Origin of the sequence: Halomonas binhaiensis, from assembly GCF_008329985.2 — a bacterium.
Lineage (GTDB): Bacteria > Pseudomonadota > Gammaproteobacteria > Pseudomonadales > Halomonadaceae > Halomonas > Halomonas binhaiensis.
This window is the reverse complement of the sequence record NZ_CP038437.2, coordinates 3,780,157-3,795,086: the sequence shown is the minus strand read 5'-3', so window position 1 is coordinate 3,795,086 and position 14,930 is coordinate 3,780,157. Positions and strand designations below refer to the sequence as shown.

The window sequence follows — 14,930 nt, the reverse complement described above, 5'->3', positions numbered from 1 at the left end:
CCGCCGACAAGAGGGTTTTCATGGTCGACAGCAATGCGACTGCCCCCATGGGCACTGTTCCAGCCAATACACCCAAACCGCCGTATTATGCAGTTATCTTCACTTCATTGCGTACCGAAGGCGATGATGGCTATGGCGAGATGGCCGAGCGCATGGTCGCGCTGGCCAGCCAGCAGCCAGGTTTCCTTGGTGTGGAGTCTGCTAGGGAGGGCGTGGGTATCACGGTATCCTACTGGCAGAGCCTGGAAGCCATTGCTGCCTGGAAGGCCAATCTTGAACACCGTGAAGCCCAGAAGCTCGGGCGTGAGCGCTGGTACAGCGCCTTTCGTGTCCGCATTTGCAAGGTCGAGCGGGAGTATGGCCTATAGGCGGCCTGCTTCATGTTCGCGTGCTGCGTCATGCCAGCAGGTGACGCAGCACGCCAGCGGAAACGATGCCGATGACCACTGTCGGCAGCAGGGAAAAGCGGGTGGCAGCCAGCAGGGTGATGGCTAGTGCTGCCAGGTCGGCTGGACGCTCGGAGACAAAGTAGGGCGCGATGACGGAAACCAGCACGCACCCTGGAGCGGCCTCCAGTACGGTGATGGCTCTTTGGCTGAGGGAGACACGGCGGATTACCAGGTACCCTGCAAGGCGAGTGAAATAGGTTACGCAGGCCATCAGCACGATGGTGAGCAGCACCGTGGTATCGATCAAATTAGTCTCGATCAGGTCAGTCTCGATCATGTTAGCCTCGGCCAGTTATTTCTCTTTTACCTGTTTTTCTTGCATCTCTTTCTCTTGCGCCGGTTTCTCTTCCAGGGGGTTCTCTTCCACCCACAGATACGCTGCGACAATGCCGGATAACGCGCCGGCAGCCACATACCATCCACCCGGTACCAGCAGATAGGTCAGCGCAGCGACAACCAGGCTGACCAGCCAGGGGCGAGCCTGGCGGAACCCCTTCCACATTCCACGCAGCAAGACCAGGAAAACGGCAGGAAAGGCCATGTCGAAGCCCAGCGACTCGATGTCGCCAATCATCGGCCCAAGCCCGGCGCCCAGTGCCGTGAACACGACCCAGGTAAGGTAGAGACCAGCAGACAGGCTGAGATAGTAAGGCAGGCTGAAGGGGATCATGTGGCCGGCCTCGGCACGCTTGCGTGCATGGGACAGGCCCATGGCCCAGCTTTCATCGCACATGAAGAACAGTGCAGCGAATGCCTTGCGTTTAGGTAAGTGGCGCAGCAGGGGAGCCAGTGTTGCGCCCATCAGCAGGTGACGGCTGTTGACCAGGAAGGTAATGGCCAGGATCAGGGCCAGATGCGGTGGCGATGTCCATAGCCCGATGGCAGCAAATTCCGAGCCACCAGCGAAGTTCAGCCCGGTCATCAGCGGCACTTCCACGATACTCAGGCCTTTCTGCGAGGCTTGTGCCCCCAGTACCAGCGCGAAGGGAATGAAGCCGATCATCACGGGCAGGGCGTCCATGAGACCACGCCTGATTTCCTTGCTCTCTCTGGATGAAGCGCCGAATGAAGACGTTTCAGAATCAATAGCTTGTGCATGCGTCGCATCGGAAGACATGAGCAGCTCCAACCAAAGTATAAAGAGCGGCTAATGTACGTCTTTTGGCGTGGCATGTGGTTGCTTTTGTTTTTCAATTGAAAGAAATATTGGTATTTAATGCCAAATATACTTGCTGAGGAGATCATTCGTGCCAATCAAGCTGGATCGCATCGATCGGCGTATCCTGAATGCACTTCAGGAAGATGGAAGGCTGCAGAATGTGGAACTGGCCAAGAGGGTTGGACTTTCCCCTTCACCTTGCCTGCGGCGAGTGAGACGGTTGGAGGATGCCGGCGTTATAGAAGGCTATGTGGCGCTGTTGGATGCGGCCCAGATAGGAGCTGGCCTGACGGTATTTGCCAGAGTGTGGCTGGGCGCCCAGGACGAGGGCACCGTCAATCGTTTCATTGCGGCAGTGCAGGGCATGCCTGAAGTGATGGAATGTCATCTGATGGCAGGGGATTGCGATTTCCAGTTGCGCATTGCCGTGGCCGATCTGGAAGCCTACCGCCAGTTTCAGGTCAAGCACCTGTCGAACATTCCTGGGGTACACAGCATCAAGACAGATATCCCGATGCAGAAGGTCAAGCACACCCTGAAGATCGAGCTTTGAATTGGCGCAGCGGTGAAAGACCCAGTGAACCAAAGACCCGGTAAACCAAAGAGCCAACGAACCAGAGAACCTCGCCGAGAACGTGTCTCGGCGAGAGAGTATCGTTCTTCTTAGCTCCTAGCCCTCAGCTTGCCGCTCGTAGCCCGTAGCCCGTAGCTCGCAGCTCGCAGCTCGTAGCCCCTAGCCCGCAGCCCGCAGCTCGCAGCCCGCAGCCCGCAGCCCGTAGCTCGTAGCCCGTAGCCCGTAGCCCGCAGCCCGCAGCCCGCAGCTCGCAGCCCGCAGCTCGCAGCTCGCAGCCCGTAGCTCGTAGCCCGCAGCTCGTAGCTCGTAGCTCGCAGCTCGCAGCTCTGAGCTCGCAGCCCGCAGCTCGCAGCTCGCAGCCCGCAGCTCGCAGCTCGCAGCCCGCAGCTCGCAGCTCGCAGCCCGTAGCTCGTAGCTCGTAGCTATTACAGCCTATTCTCAAGCTCGGGCAGTGCCTCGAACAGGTCCGCGACCAGGCCGTAGTCAGCCACCGAGAAGATCGGCGCTTCTTCATCCTTGTTGATCGCCACGATGACCTTGGAATCCTTCATCCCGGCCAGGTGCTGGATGGCGCCGCTGATACCCACGGCGATGTACAGCTCCGGCGCCACGATCTTGCCGGTCTGACCGACCTGCATGTCGTTGGGCACGAAGCCGGCATCCACCGCCGCGCGAGAGGCGCCGATGGCAGCGCCCAGCTTGTCAGCAATTCCATCAAGCAGTTTGAAGTTATCGCCGCTGCCCATTCCACGCCCACCCGAGATGACCACTTTGGCGGCACCCAGCTCTGGACGATCACTCTGCGCCAGCTCTTCACCAACGAAGCGGGACTGGGGGTTGGCGACCCTGATGTTGTCGATCGAGCTGTCCGCAGCTTCGACGCTCGCGGAACCACTCTGATCCACGGCATCGAAGGCCGTGGGACGCACGGTAATGACCTTGAGCGCATCACTGCTCTGCACCGTGGCAATGGCATTGCCGGCGTAGATCGGACGCTGGAAGGTATCGGCGCTGACGACCGCAATGATCTCGGAAATCTGCGCCACATCCTTCAGTGCCGCCAGGCGCGGCAGCACGTTCTTGCCCGTGGTGGAAGCCGCCGCCAGCACATGGCTGTAGTCACCGGCCAGCGCCGTGAGCAGATCCGCCAGGGGCTCGGCCAGTTGATGCGCATACACGGCATTGTCGGCCACGCGCACCCTGCTTACGCCTTCCAGCTTGGCTGCCGCCTGCGCAATGGCGGCGACATTCTCACCCGCTGTGCTGTTTCCCACGACGAGAACATCGATATCACCACCTATCGCGTTGTTGATAAGTGTGGCCGCAGCCACTACATGAGCTGTCGCATCAGCCAGTTGGCCATCGTGATGTTCGGCAAGGACCAGAATACTCATGCTATCTCCCCTTAAATCACTTTGGCTTCGTTCTTGAGCTTATCGACCAGCTCATCCACGGAACCCACCTTGATGCCGGCCTGGCGTTCCGCCGGCGGCTCGACCTTGACCAGCGTCAGGCGCGAGGCGACATCCACACCCAGATCCGCCGGCGTCTTGACCTCCAGCGGCTTCTTCTTGGCCTTCATGATGTCCGGCAGCTTGGCGTAGCGCGGCTCGTTGAGCCGCAGGTCGGTCGTGACCACCGCCGGCAGACTGAGCGACAGGGTCTGCAGGCCGCCATCGACTTCCCGGGTGACCTTGAGCTGGTCGCCTTCAACGACCACTTGCGAGGCAAAGGTGGCCTGGGGCATACCGCTCAACGCCGCGAGCATCTGCCCGACCTGGTTGTTGTCGGAGTCGATGGCCTGCTTGCCCAGGATCACCAGGCCCGGCTGTTCAGCCTCGACCACCTTGGCCAGGGCCTTGGCCGCGGCGAGGGACTCTACCGTCGCGTCGGTTTCCACGTGCACGGCTCGGTCGACGCCCAGCGCCAGAGCGGTGCGCAGCTGTTCCTGAGCGGCCTTGGGACCGACGGTCACCGCCACGATTTCGCTGGCCACGCCTTTTTCCTTGAGGCGAACCGCTTCTTCCACGGCGATCTCACAGAAGGGGTTCATGGCCATCTTGACGTTGGTGAGATCGACGTCGGAATGATCCGGCTTGACCCGGATCTTGACGTTGTAATCGATGACGCGTTTGACCGCGACGAGGATTTTCATATCAGGCTCCATTTTTGTTCGCATGTTTGATGGGCGTGTTTGACGGGCTGCTTGTTAGATGGACTGCTTGTTAGACGGACTGCTTGTTAGACGGACTGCTTGTTAGACGGACAGATTGTTTGACAGACAGTTTGGCCCGGGGCATTGGAGTAGATCGTCGGGTTGTCGAGAAAGGACGATTGTTCTCACTCTCCAGCACGTGCCAGCAGCGTTCTGGCGCGAATAATGACCGGCTCATCGACCATCTGGCCATCAAGCTGGAAGGCGCCGTCATGGTGTTGGGCTGCATCCAGTACCTTGCGTGCCCAGGCCAGGGATTCGCCGCTGGGAGTGAAGGCCTTGTGGATCGCGGGTATCTGCTTTGGGTGAATGCTGAGCATGCCGGAAAACCCCATTTCGGCGGCCCTCTGCGCAGCCTGCTCCACTTTGGCGGTATCGTGGATATGAGGCGCGACACTTTCCACTGGAGACGGCAATCTGGCGGAACGAGAACAGACAATCAGTTGATAGCGGCACTGGTCGAGGATAATCGCCGCGCCGGGGCTTCCTGGCTCCAGGTTGAGATCTGTCGCCAGGTCCAGAGCACCAAAGGTGAGCCTTTCTATGCCACTGGTAAAGGCCAGGCTGGTCATTGATACCAGCCCCCTGGCGGTTTCGATGATGGGCCAGACCGGCTTGCGGCAGGTGGCGACCAGTTCGATCTGTTTGCAGGTCTCGGCCTTGGGTAGCATGATGCCGCAGACATTGGAGAACTTTGCGCATACCGCCAGGTCCTTCCTGATGTCCTGCGCTGTCGAGTTGATGCGCACCAGTACCCGGGCTTCAGGGGTAGCCTGGAGGAATTCGTCCAGATGGTGGCGGGCCAGGTCTTTCTCATGCGATGCGACAGCGTCTTCGAGATCAACAATGACCGTATCGGCGTCACTGTTCAGCGCTTTGACGATCCGCTCCGGCCGAGTCGCCGGGACGAACAGGAAAGAGCGTTGCAGGGGCGAATTCATGGTAGCTCTCCGTGTGATTCAAATGACGCCCTTGGCGGCAAGGCGGTAAATGCTGTCGTCACTGAAGCCCAGTTCCAGCAGCAGGTCGACACTGTGCTGACCAAGATCAGGCACCTCGTCCATGCGAGGCATGAAGGCATTGCTGCGTCCTGGCGGCAGGAGTGCCGGCAGCGGGCCGGCAGGAGAGGAAATCTGTGTCCAACGCTGGCGCGCCATGAGTTGTGGATGCTGCCAGACGTCATGCATGTCATTGACATGGGCATTGGCGATATTGGCATCTTCCAGTCTGGCGATGACCTCATCGGCGCTGAGTTCCTGAAAGGCATGACAGATCAACTCACGTAGTTTCTGGCGATGGGCAGAACGCTGGGAATTGCTGGAGAAACGCGGGTCGCTGGCAAGTACAGAATCCTGCAGGACAACGTCGCAGAAGGTTTGCCACTCGCGTTCATTCTGCAGGCCGAGCATGACAGTATTCCCATCACCGGCAGGGAAGGGGCCATAGGGATAGATGGTGGCATGGGCAGCACCGGCACGTGCCGGCGGTGTGGCACCTTTATAGGCGTAGTAAAGTGGGTAGCCCATCCACTCGACCAGGCATTCGAGCATCGAGACATCGATATGACTGCCCTTGCCTGTGCGCTCGCGTAGCAGAAGTGCCGATAGCACATTGGAGTAGGCATACATGCCTGCGGCAATGTCGGCAATGGAACAGCCCGCCTTTGCCATTCCGTCCTCTTCCGGGCTTCCGGTCGTCGAGAGAAAACCTGCTTCGCTCTGAATCAACAAGTCATAGGCTTTCTTGTCGCGGTAAGGACCGTCATCGCCATAGCCGGAAATGTCGCAGACGATCAGCTGCGGGAAACGCTCATGCAGGCTGTCGAAAGATAGGCCGAGTCGAGCGGCTGCGCCTGGAGCAAGGTTCTGGACCAGAACATCCGCCTCGGAGAGAAGGCGTTCCATGATATCGCTGGATTCTTCGGCCTTCACGTCGAGGGTCAGGCTCTCCTTGGAGCGGTTGGTCCATACAAAATGAGATGCCAGGCCGGAGACCCTTTCGTCATAGCTGCGGGCGAAGTCACCGACCTTGGGCCGTTCCACCTTGATCACTCGCGCACCAAGGTCCGCCAGTTGACGTGTACAGAACGGGGCAGCGATGGCGTGCTCAAGACTGACGACAGTGATGCCATCGAGAGGCCGGGGGGAAGTGGTGGTATCGTGCATGAGTACTCCTTTCTGCCCGCAGCCAGCAGGATGCCCACTGCGGGAGTCTCGTTTGCAGACAGGCCCTAGAACGAGCGAGGAAGGTCGAGCAAGTGCTCGGCAACATAGGAGAGAATCAGGTTGGTCGAAATCGGGGCTACCTGATACAGACGTGTCTCGCGGAACTTGCGTTCGACGTCGTATTCACAGGCAAACCCGAACCCACCGTGGGTCTGAAGGCACACGTTGGCGGCTTTCCATGAGGCTTCCGCGGCCAGGTATTTGGCCATGTTGGCACTGGCACCGGCATTCTGGCCGCTGTCGTACTCATGACAGGCTCTCCAGCGCATCAGGTCGGCGGCCTCGACGTCAATATGGGCCTGGGCGATGGGGAATTGAACGCCCTGGTTCATGCCGATGGGCCGGCCGAATACTTCGCGATCTCTTGCATAGCGGGTGGCCTTGTCGATGAACCAGCGCCCATCGCCGATGCATTCGGCGGCAATCAAGGTACGTTCCGCATTGAGGCCATCCAAAATGTAGCGAAACCCCATGCCTTCTTCTCCGATCAGGCTATCCGCGGGAATTTCCAGATTGTCGAAGAACAGTTCATTGGTCTCGTGGTTGACCATGTTGGGGATAGGCTGAACGCTCAGGCCATTGCCAATGGCCTGATGGAGATCTACCAGGAAAATCGACATTCCCAAGGACTTGCGCTGTACCTGGTCGATGGGAGTGGTGCGTGCCAGCAGGATCATCAGGTCGGAATGCTGGATACGTGAGATCCACACCTTCTGGCCGTTGATGACGTACTTGTCTCCCCGGCGCACGGCAGTGGTCTTGATCTTGGTGGTATCCGTGCCTGTGGTGGGCTCGGTCACGCCCATGGACTGCAAGCGCAATTCACCAGCGGCAATCCTGGGTAGGTACTGGCGCTTTTGTTCTTCACTGCCATGCCGCAGCAGGGTGAACATGTTGTACATCTGGCCGTGAACGGTGCCGGAGTTGCCGCCACAGCGGTTGACCTCCTCGAGAATGACCGAGGCTTCGGTCAACCCAAGGCCTGATCCGCCGTATTCTTCTGGAATCATTGCGGCAAGCCATCCAGCCTCGGTCAGGGCATTGACGAATGCTTCAGGAAAGCCTTTTTCCTCGTCGACCTGGCGCCAGTAGGCATCATCGAAATTGGCACAGAGGCAACGGACTCCGTCACGGATGGCCTCGATAGATTCAGGGTCACGGATAAACATTAGCGTTGCTCCTGGTATTGTATTTCTGCCTGATGTGCCGGGCCGTCATCATTGAATGCCCAGAGTGAAAACTGCTGATCCGTACGCTCGACGCCCCCTATATGGAAACCTGTATTGGCAAACAGCGGCCTGAGCCCCCGATAGGAGAAATAGCGCGGGATCTTGTCGGGATGGCGCCGCGTGAAGCTGCGCAGAAGCAGTGTCGCAATCATGGGGCCGTGAACGACGAGGCCAGGATAGCCTTCACGCTCTGTGACATAGGGCTGGTCGTAATGAATCCGGTGTCCATTGAATGTCACCGCGGAGTAGCGGAACAGCATGACCGGAGAGGGCTGGATGTTGTCCTGCCAGCTAGTTGATGGGACTGGTAGGGTGCTTCTAAGTTTGGGTGGACTGGGTTCGCGATAGACAATGTCCTGCTCTTCTCGAATACACAGTATGTCGTTCTGCACATAGGTGTGCTCTACCGTAACGAAGAGCAGATCGCCGTTCCTTCCTTGCTTTTCTTGAACATTGGTAATAGTCGAGCGGCGCTCGGCAGGAGCATCCACGCGCAAGGGTTCGAGGAAATTGACGCGTCCGCCTGCCCACATGCGGTTGCGTCCTTCTATGGGAGGCAGGAACAGTCCCCGGGCAGGATGGCCATCGTCGCCCAACTGGGATTCAACAACCGGTTCCTGAAAGAAAGCCCAGTGCCAGAGATGGGGTAAAGCCTCTCCCGGTCGGGGCGACTCTTCACAAAATGTTGTAGCAATTCTGTACACGAGAGTTGACGCAATAACGTCTCTGCTGACCTCCTGATTTCCTACCCAACTGTCGATTTTCATATGGCCCATCCTGTTCGCTTGTGCTTTTCGACAAGCTCAGGATGCGCAACTCATGTGCTGGAGAGAATTTGTAAATCAATAAGCGGGTGTTCTGGAATTCCTAACGCCATCCTCTCTGTACCGCGAACGAGATATATATAGGTATATGATTATATTTTATTTTCATCTAATCAGGATGATAAGAAATATATGTTATTCGACAAAAGTCTATTAAGTGTTTCCGAAAGGGGGTGTTGAGAAATCCAACTTCATCTCAGGGGATAGGTGTTGCAGGCTCAATTCGCGCGCTGGGCTTCGCAGACAGCAAGTTGCAAACAAAAAGCATCTTTAGTGTCTCGAAAAACACAATAATCAGAGGTCGATCATGAACAAGATTACGCTTGCTCTCTCCACGTCTCTTCTTCTTTTCTTTTCAGCATTTGCTGTCGGCGATGACCGCTCGGACTGGCCATCCAGCATGACCGTAGGGACTTCCAGTCAAGGCGGTACCTATTACATCTATGGCTCCGGGTGGGCCAATCTGATCAATCAGAAGCTGGGTACCAATATCGGTGCCGAAATCACCGGGGGGCCAGTACAGAATGTCAGCATGGTTCAACTGGGTGAACATGACTTCGGCCTGGTGACGATGGGGCCGGCACTGGAAGCCATCGAAGGCAAGAGTCCTATCCTTCCTGGCGTCAAGCATGACAAGGTTCGCGCACTATTTCCCATGTATCAGACCATCTTTCATATCAGCACCATGAAGGATTCCGCAATTTCCGGCGTGGATGCCCTGGAAGGCAAGCGTGCTGGCGTTGGTTCTGCCGGCGGCACCAATAGTGTCTATTGGCCGCGGTTCTTTGACCTGTTGGGCTACGATATCACCACTCTTGAGGGTGGTTCCGGTGACCAGGCGGGTCAGATGCAGGATGGCCTGCTGGATGCCTTTGCTTTCGGTGCCGGGCTGCCTGTGTCATCTGTCAGTCAGTTGGAAGCCCAGTCAGAGATCAATGTCTTCAGCTTTCCAAAGGATGATATCGACAAGATCGTAAAAGAATATTCCGAGATTTCCCGCTCTGTTGTCCCCGCAGGTACTTACCGGGCCGTCACGGAAGATATCCCCACGGTATCCATCTGGAACTTCGTCGTGGTCAATGCCGATATGCCGGAATCGCTGGCCTACGAAGTGGTCAAGGCTGTGATGGAAAACCATGAAGCCATGCTCAAGGTGCATCGCTCGGCTGCCGAGACGATTCCCGAGAACGTCATCTATAACACACAGATTCCTTTCCACCCCGGTGCAGTGAGGTGGTTCGAGGAGAACGGTTACGACATTCCGGATGAGCTCAAGGGATGATTCATGCTCACTGCAGGATTTCCTCCTGGGTATGTGATTACCCCTGGAAATCCTGCAGTCATTTCATTGATTGCCCATTGCCCATAGCGTGTCGGGATGAGAAAGGGGTGTCGAGATGAGAAAGGGGTGTCGTGATGAGTAGCCAGAATGAGATGCCGGCAAGGGAGGCCGGGCAGGAAAGCCTTGATGTTCTCGACACTGCAGTTGTCGATGAAGTCAGGCCCGCAGGGAATGAACGTATCCTTGGAAGAACGCCAGCTGCCATTGTCTTCGTGGTCTGTGTGGCTTATATCGCCTTTCATCTATATGCACTGAACATCCAGCCCGTCGAGACCTGGGTGTATCGCATCCTGCACATTGCAGCAGGCCTGCTGGTCGGTTTCCTGTTGCTGGGATCTTCGCACCATTTCGCAGCAGTGGGAGACGCGCCACCTTGGGCAAGAGGGCTCGGCATTGTGGCGCTGGTGCTGTCGCTGGGTGTGTTGCTGATGGTAGCGGTTGTGAGGCTGCAACCGCATTACGCTGCACTGGATGGTACCGCCATGCTGGCACGCCATTACCTCGGTGGCATGGCACTGCTGGCCTTGCTGGTGTCACTGAGTACCAGCTACTGCTATAGAGGCCCCCGAGCCAGCCTGAACCATGCTGACGTGTCATTGGGCATTCTGGCATTGGCCGTGGCGGCCTACATCATTCCTGGCCTCAGTTCCTGGCGAATGGTTGCCGGAACGCCGCTGATCGGGGGGATTGATGCCTGGATGGCCGCACTAGGCATCGGGCTGATCCTGGAGTTGACGCGTCGCGTGGCGGGCATGGCATTGGTGGTGATCACGGGAGTGTTCATTGCTTATGCCTTCGCTGGCCCCTGGCTGCCAGGTATTCTGGAGCACAATGGCTATGGTGCGAAAAAGCTTTTCACCTACCTGTATACCGACAACGGTGTACTGGGCCCGACCATTGCCGTGTCCTCCACCTACATCGTGCTTTTCATTACTTTCGCCGCCTTCCTGCAGAAGTCTCGTGTTGGCGAGTACTTCGTCAACTTCGCTTTCTCGGTAGCAGGACGCTCAAGAGGTGGACCCGCCAAGGTCGCGGTATTTGCTTCCGGCCTGATGGGCATGATCAATGGCACGTCGGCAGGCAATGTCGTATCGACAGGCAGCCTGACCATTCCCTTGATGCGGCGGGTCGGCTATTCCCCGAGGAGTGCGGGTTCGATTGAAGCAGCCGCTTCGACGGGCGGACAGATTGCGCCTCCCATCATGGGGGCGGGTGCCTTCATCATGGCGGAAGTGACCGGTATTCCTTATACCGAGATTGCCTTTGCAGCGATCATTCCTGCCGCGCTTTATTTTCTGTCCATCTATTTCATGGTGGACCTGGAAGCCCGGCGCAAAGGAATGCATGGCCTGAGTCGTGACGAGCTTCCCCGGCTTGCGCCGATGCTCCGGCAGGCCTATCTGTTCCTGCCAGTGGTGATCCTGATCACCACGCTGTTCATGGGCTACTCGGTGATTCGTGCCGGCACACTGGCGATGGTATCAGCGGCCGTGGTGTCCTGGCTGACGCCTTATCGCATGGGACCCAGAGCCATCCTGGCCGCCTTGGCGCTGTCAGCTCGCATGGTGGTTCCCCTGGTGGCTGTCTGTGCCTGTGCCGGGATCGTTGTCGGCGTCATTTCCATGACAGGGGTGGGGGCACGCTTTGCTTCCTTGCTGCTGCAAATTGCCGATAGCAGCCAGTTCCTGGCACTGCTGTTTGCCATGCTGATCAGTATTCTGCTGGGAATGGGCATGCCCACCACGGCGGCCTATGCGGTTTCTGCCTCCGTCATTGCCCCCGGATTGCAGGAAATCGGCATTTCACCGCTGGTGGCGCATTTCTTTGTTTTCTATTACGCGGTGATTTCGGCCATCACACCTCCGGTGGCCCTGGCGTCCTATGCAGCAGCAGCGATTTCTGGCTCCGATCCGCTCAAGACTTCCATGACATCCTTCAAGTTCGGCCTGGCGGCCTTCGTGGTGCCATTCCTGTTCTTCTACAGCCCGGCGATTCTGATGCAGGGTAGTTGGCTGGAAGTTTCCCGCGTGCTGGTCACAGGAGCCCTGGGCATTTACTTGCTGGCAGCGGCCGTACAGGGCTGGCTGCTAGGGGCGCTGAATACCCCCGTGAGAATCGTGGCGCTGGTGGCGGGTTTGTCGATGATGGCAGGCGGATGGCAGACCGACCTGGGCGGAGTGTTCCTGGCGGTAGTGGTGATTGTCTGGCAGTACCAGCGCCGGCGCGGTGATGCGAACGCTGAGATGAAAAGCTGTTCGCAGCGTCTTGCCGACTAACTAGAGGGAACGCCATGGCAGTCTATATGTTCGAGGGTATCCGGCCATCCATATCGCCAGCGGCTTTTGTGCATCCCATGGCGGTGGTGATCGGCCATGTCGAAATAGGAGATGGCTGCTATGTGGGCCCAGGAGCCAGCTTGCGCGGTGACTTCGGCGCCATCATCATGGAGCCGGAATCCAACCTGCAGGACAACTGCGTGGTGCATGGCACGGAAGGATCGCTGACACGTATCCGGCACAGGGGGCATATCGGCCATGGTGCTGTGGTGCATGGCTGTGACATTGGCGAGGATGTCCTGGTTGGCATGAATGCGGTCGTCATGGATGGCAGTGTGATTGGCGCATCATCGATCATTGGGGCTTGCGCCATGGTCAAGGCCGGGTTCTGCTGTGAAGCGGCTTCATTGCTGCTTGGCTCTCCCGCCAAGGTGGTCCGCCAGCTTGACGAGCGTGATATACAACGCAAGCATCAGGCAACACAGCGCTATGTCGAACTGGCCAGGCGCTGTCTGGACCAGTTGCAGGAATGCTGATTGCACAGGTTTGTGGTCATGGACTTACTGCAGGAGGAGGCTGATGCACTTCGACCTAGCCGATATTCGCTTGTTCATTCATGTGGCAGAGGCCTCCAGCCTGACCGGAGGCGCACGTCGGGCAAACCTTTCCACGGCGGCAGCCAGTACGCGTATCAAGGCCTTTGAAGGCCAGCTTGGCAGCCGCCTGTTCTATCGCGGTAGCCAGGGGGTGGAGCTGACGCCGGCAGGGGAGAGACTGCTGAACCATGCTCGGGCGATCATGCGCCAGGTCGAGTATGTGAAGAGTGATTTTTCCGAATACGCCAACAGCGAAGCAGGGCATATACGGATCTTCGCCAATACCACCGCGGTGACGGAATTCATGCCTGAAGTCCTGGCGGAGTTCCTCAGTGATCGCCCGGGTATCACCATCGATCTTCAGGAACGGCTGACCAATGACATCTTCCGTGGGGTGTTGGATGGTGCGGCCGACCTAGGTGTGACATCGGGCGATATCAAGATCCATGGGTTGGAAATCATTCCGTTCAGCATGGATCGCCTGGTGGTCGTGGTGCCTTCCGGTCACCCTCTGGTGAAAGAAGACATCATCGCCTTCAAGGATACCCTTGGCTTTCCCTATGTTGGCCTGCATGAAGGCAGCACGTTATTGCAGTTCCTCAAGGCGCAGGTCAATGAGATCGGTGAGACGCTGCCGTTGCGTATCCAGGTCTATGGCTTCGAGCCTGCATGCCGCATGATCGAGGCTGGCGTTGGTATTGGCATCCTGCCGGAATCCAGCGCCATGCGTTACCAGAAGACCATGCAGGTGCAGACGGTACAGCTGGAAGATGACTGGGCACAGCGGGAGCGCGCAGTGGTGGTACGTGAGCTGGCATCATTGCCGGAGTCCGCCAGGGCCTTGATCAGTGCCATTCGGCGCTATCACCACTATCCCGAGCAGTGATCGCTCACTCGCTTTTTCATTCGGCAAACATGTCGAAGATCAGACCACGCAGCCAGCGGTTGCCGGCATCCTGATGGAAGCGCCGATGCCAGAACAGGTTGATGGTGATCTCGGGCAGATCCAACGGGTGGTCAAATGCGCACAGGCCGAATATTTCGCCTGTTGCCTCGAACAGCTTGCTGGTCACGGTTACCACCATGTCGGTATCACGGATCAGATAGGGCACGGCAGCAAAATGGGGCACTTCCAGGCACACGGGCCGTGTGATACCTGCCTTTGCCAATCCGTCTTCCACCTGGCCGTGTCCGGTACTCCTGGCGATGACTACCGCATGTTGAGCGGCATTGAAGGCATCAAGATCAAAGCTGTCTCTAGCGAGAGGATGCCCTTGTCGCATCAGGCATACATAACGCTGGATGAATAACCGTTGTTGATAGAAGCCGGCACCAAGCTGAGGTATCAGACCGATGGCCAGATCGACGCGACCTTCTTCCATGTCGCGCTTGAGATCATCGTTATGACTGCGCACCGTGCTCAGGCGAATACCTGGCGCGACCACGGCCAATTTCTGCATCAGACGGGGCAGGAAAACAATCTCGCCGATATCCGTCATGGATAGCTGAAAGGTACGTTGACTGATGGCTGGTTCGAAATCGTCACTCAGATTGATGGTCTCTTGAAGCTGCACTAGCGCCTCACTGACCGGACCATACAGCCGATCGGCCCCGGGAGTGGGTGCCAGTCCCGTAGAGGTTCGTTCGAACAGTTCATCGCCGAACAGAGTACGGAGCCGTTTCAGCGCGTGACTCACAGCGGGTTGGGTGATGCTGAGGCGCTCGGCAACACGGCGAGTGTTGCGTTCCTGATAGAGCAGATCAAAGACCACCAGCAGGTTCAGGTCGATGTCGGAAAGTTTGAGCATCACCGCAGCCCTATTTCTGAGAGTTCTTCTGCTGAATGTCCTTCATGCCACATGAGTCTCTCCCTTTTTTTGCTTCGACTTTTGCTGGTGAGCCGAATAGATACTTTATTCGGCTCGAGTCGTGAGCTGAATGCTGCTCATCCACTGGGTGGATGACAGTCTTAAGGAAACACTGCATAAATGCCTGCGCTACTCAATCACTGCACTACGAGTCTGTGCTTCGGGGGCCCTGC

Annotated in this window: 15 protein-coding genes; 6 read left to right on the top strand and 9 right to left on the bottom strand. The window is 57.6% G+C overall.

All coding sequences use genetic code 11. From position 1 onward, the window contains the following. Positions 1-47: 47 nt before the first annotated feature. On the top strand, positions 48-368 hold the full coding sequence (locus E4T21_RS16610) for an antibiotic biosynthesis monooxygenase family protein (RefSeq protein ID WP_149287287.1): 321 nt from the start codon (positions 48-50) through the stop codon (positions 366-368). Positions 369-396: 28 nt separating this feature from the next. Here the strand turns inward: E4T21_RS16610 and E4T21_RS16605 are convergent, their stop codons facing one another. Further along, the gene (locus E4T21_RS16605; RefSeq protein WP_205423407.1) at positions 397-726 is read right to left on the bottom strand and encodes an AzlD family protein; all 330 of its coding nucleotides are present in this window, start codon (positions 724-726) and stop codon (positions 397-399) included. Between the two features lie 15 nt (positions 727-741). Further along, positions 742-1,470, bottom strand: coding sequence for an AzlC family ABC transporter permease (locus tag E4T21_RS16600; RefSeq protein ID WP_205423406.1), 729 nt, complete (start codon positions 1,468-1,470; stop codon positions 742-744). A gap of 226 nt (positions 1,471-1,696) precedes the next feature. Here E4T21_RS16600 and E4T21_RS16595 point away from each other — a divergent pair, with 226 nt between their 5' ends. Beyond that, a complete protein-coding gene (locus E4T21_RS16595; RefSeq protein ID WP_240349189.1) occupies positions 1,697-2,161 on the top strand; it encodes an Lrp/AsnC family transcriptional regulator in 465 nt (154 codons plus the stop codon). Between the two features lie 446 nt (positions 2,162-2,607). Here E4T21_RS16595 and E4T21_RS16590 read toward each other — a convergent pair whose 3' ends face one another. The 6 genes from E4T21_RS16590 to E4T21_RS16565 form a co-directional block, all read right to left on the bottom strand. Further along, on the bottom strand, positions 2,608-3,576 hold the full coding sequence (locus E4T21_RS16590) for an electron transfer flavoprotein subunit alpha/FixB family protein (RefSeq protein ID WP_149286102.1): 969 nt from the start codon (positions 3,574-3,576) through the stop codon (positions 2,608-2,610). Between the two features lie 11 nt (positions 3,577-3,587). Next, positions 3,588-4,337 carry an electron transfer flavoprotein subunit beta/FixA family protein gene (locus tag E4T21_RS16585; RefSeq protein ID WP_149287284.1) on the bottom strand — a complete coding sequence of 250 codons (750 nt, stop codon included), beginning with the start codon at positions 4,335-4,337 and terminating at the stop codon, positions 3,588-3,590. A 185-nt stretch (positions 4,338-4,522) separates the two neighbouring features. Beyond that, entirely contained in the window at positions 4,523-5,338 is an 816-nt protein-coding gene (locus E4T21_RS16580) for an HpcH/HpaI aldolase/citrate lyase family protein (protein ID WP_149286101.1), read from the bottom strand. An 18-nt stretch (positions 5,339-5,356) separates the two neighbouring features. Further along, a complete protein-coding gene (locus E4T21_RS16575; RefSeq protein ID WP_149286100.1) occupies positions 5,357-6,562 on the bottom strand; it encodes a CaiB/BaiF CoA transferase family protein in 1,206 nt (401 codons plus the stop codon). Positions 6,563-6,627: 65 nt separating this feature from the next. Further along, positions 6,628-7,791, bottom strand: a complete 1,164-nt coding sequence (locus E4T21_RS16570; protein WP_149286099.1) for an acyl-CoA dehydrogenase family protein — start codon at positions 7,789-7,791, stop codon at positions 6,628-6,630. Beyond that, entirely contained in the window at positions 7,791-8,618 is an 828-nt protein-coding gene (locus E4T21_RS16565) for an HTD2 family dehydratase (RefSeq protein ID WP_205423405.1), read from the bottom strand. The genes E4T21_RS16570 and E4T21_RS16565 overlap by 1 nt, the downstream gene beginning before the upstream one ends. Positions 8,619-8,982: 364 nt before the next feature. On the opposite strand from E4T21_RS16565, the gene E4T21_RS16560 reads away from it, so the two are divergent. The 4 genes from E4T21_RS16560 (at position 8,983) to E4T21_RS16545 (ending at position 13,775) form a co-directional block, all read left to right on the top strand. Next, positions 8,983-9,957 carry a TAXI family TRAP transporter solute-binding subunit gene (locus E4T21_RS16560; protein ID WP_149286097.1) on the top strand — a complete coding sequence of 325 codons (975 nt, stop codon included), beginning with the start codon at positions 8,983-8,985 and terminating at the stop codon, positions 9,955-9,957. Between the two features lie 134 nt (positions 9,958-10,091). Further along, positions 10,092-12,293, top strand: a complete 2,202-nt coding sequence (locus E4T21_RS16555) for a TRAP transporter permease (protein ID WP_149286096.1) — start codon at positions 10,092-10,094, stop codon at positions 12,291-12,293. A 14-nt stretch (positions 12,294-12,307) separates the two neighbouring features. Then, positions 12,308-12,829, top strand: a complete 522-nt coding sequence (locus E4T21_RS16550; protein ID WP_149286095.1) for a gamma carbonic anhydrase family protein — start codon at positions 12,308-12,310, stop codon at positions 12,827-12,829. A gap of 43 nt (positions 12,830-12,872) precedes the next feature. Beyond that, entirely contained in the window at positions 12,873-13,775 is a 903-nt protein-coding gene (locus E4T21_RS16545; protein ID WP_149286094.1) for a LysR family transcriptional regulator, read from the top strand. Positions 13,776-13,791: 16 nt separating this feature from the next. Here E4T21_RS16545 and E4T21_RS16540 read toward each other — a convergent pair whose 3' ends face one another. Then, positions 13,792-14,697 carry a LysR family transcriptional regulator gene (locus tag E4T21_RS16540; RefSeq protein ID WP_149286093.1) on the bottom strand — a complete coding sequence of 302 codons (906 nt, stop codon included), beginning with the start codon at positions 14,695-14,697 and terminating at the stop codon, positions 13,792-13,794. Between the last annotated feature and the right edge of the window lie 233 nt (positions 14,698-14,930).

Excerpts from the sequence above, each read along its gene's own strand:
- E4T21_RS16605 (WP_205423407.1), bottom strand. The coding sequence starts at position 726 with ATGATCGAGACTGACCTGATCGAGACTAATTTGATCGATACCACGGTG.
- E4T21_RS16590 (WP_149286102.1), bottom strand. The coding sequence starts at position 3,576 with ATGAGTATTCTGGTCCTTGCCGAACATCACGATGGCCAACTGGCTGAT.
- E4T21_RS16545 (WP_149286094.1), top strand. The coding sequence starts at position 12,873 with ATGCACTTCGACCTAGCCGATATTCGCTTGTTCATTCATGTGGCAGAG.
- E4T21_RS16550 (WP_149286095.1), top strand. The coding sequence starts at position 12,308 with ATGGCAGTCTATATGTTCGAGGGTATCCGGCCATCCATATCGCCAGCG.
- E4T21_RS16580 (WP_149286101.1), bottom strand. The coding sequence starts at position 5,338 with ATGAATTCGCCCCTGCAACGCTCTTTCCTGTTCGTCCCGGCGACTCGG.
- E4T21_RS16570 (WP_149286099.1), bottom strand. The coding sequence starts at position 7,791 with ATGTTTATCCGTGACCCTGAATCTATCGAGGCCATCCGTGACGGAGTC.
- E4T21_RS16555 (WP_149286096.1), top strand. The coding sequence starts at position 10,092 with ATGAGTAGCCAGAATGAGATGCCGGCAAGGGAGGCCGGGCAGGAAAGC.
- E4T21_RS16560 (WP_149286097.1), top strand. The coding sequence starts at position 8,983 with ATGAACAAGATTACGCTTGCTCTCTCCACGTCTCTTCTTCTTTTCTTT.
- E4T21_RS16575 (WP_149286100.1), bottom strand. The coding sequence starts at position 6,562 with ATGCACGATACCACCACTTCCCCCCGGCCTCTCGATGGCATCACTGTC.
- E4T21_RS16565 (WP_205423405.1), bottom strand. The coding sequence starts at position 8,618 with ATGAAAATCGACAGTTGGGTAGGAAATCAGGAGGTCAGCAGAGACGTT.
- E4T21_RS16610 (WP_149287287.1), top strand. The coding sequence starts at position 48 with ATGGGCACTGTTCCAGCCAATACACCCAAACCGCCGTATTATGCAGTT.
- E4T21_RS16585 (WP_149287284.1), bottom strand. The coding sequence starts at position 4,337 with ATGAAAATCCTCGTCGCGGTCAAACGCGTCATCGATTACAACGTCAAG.
- E4T21_RS16540 (WP_149286093.1), bottom strand. The coding sequence starts at position 14,697 with ATGCTCAAACTTTCCGACATCGACCTGAACCTGCTGGTGGTCTTTGAT.
- E4T21_RS16600 (WP_205423406.1), bottom strand. The coding sequence starts at position 1,470 with ATGGACGCCCTGCCCGTGATGATCGGCTTCATTCCCTTCGCGCTGGTA.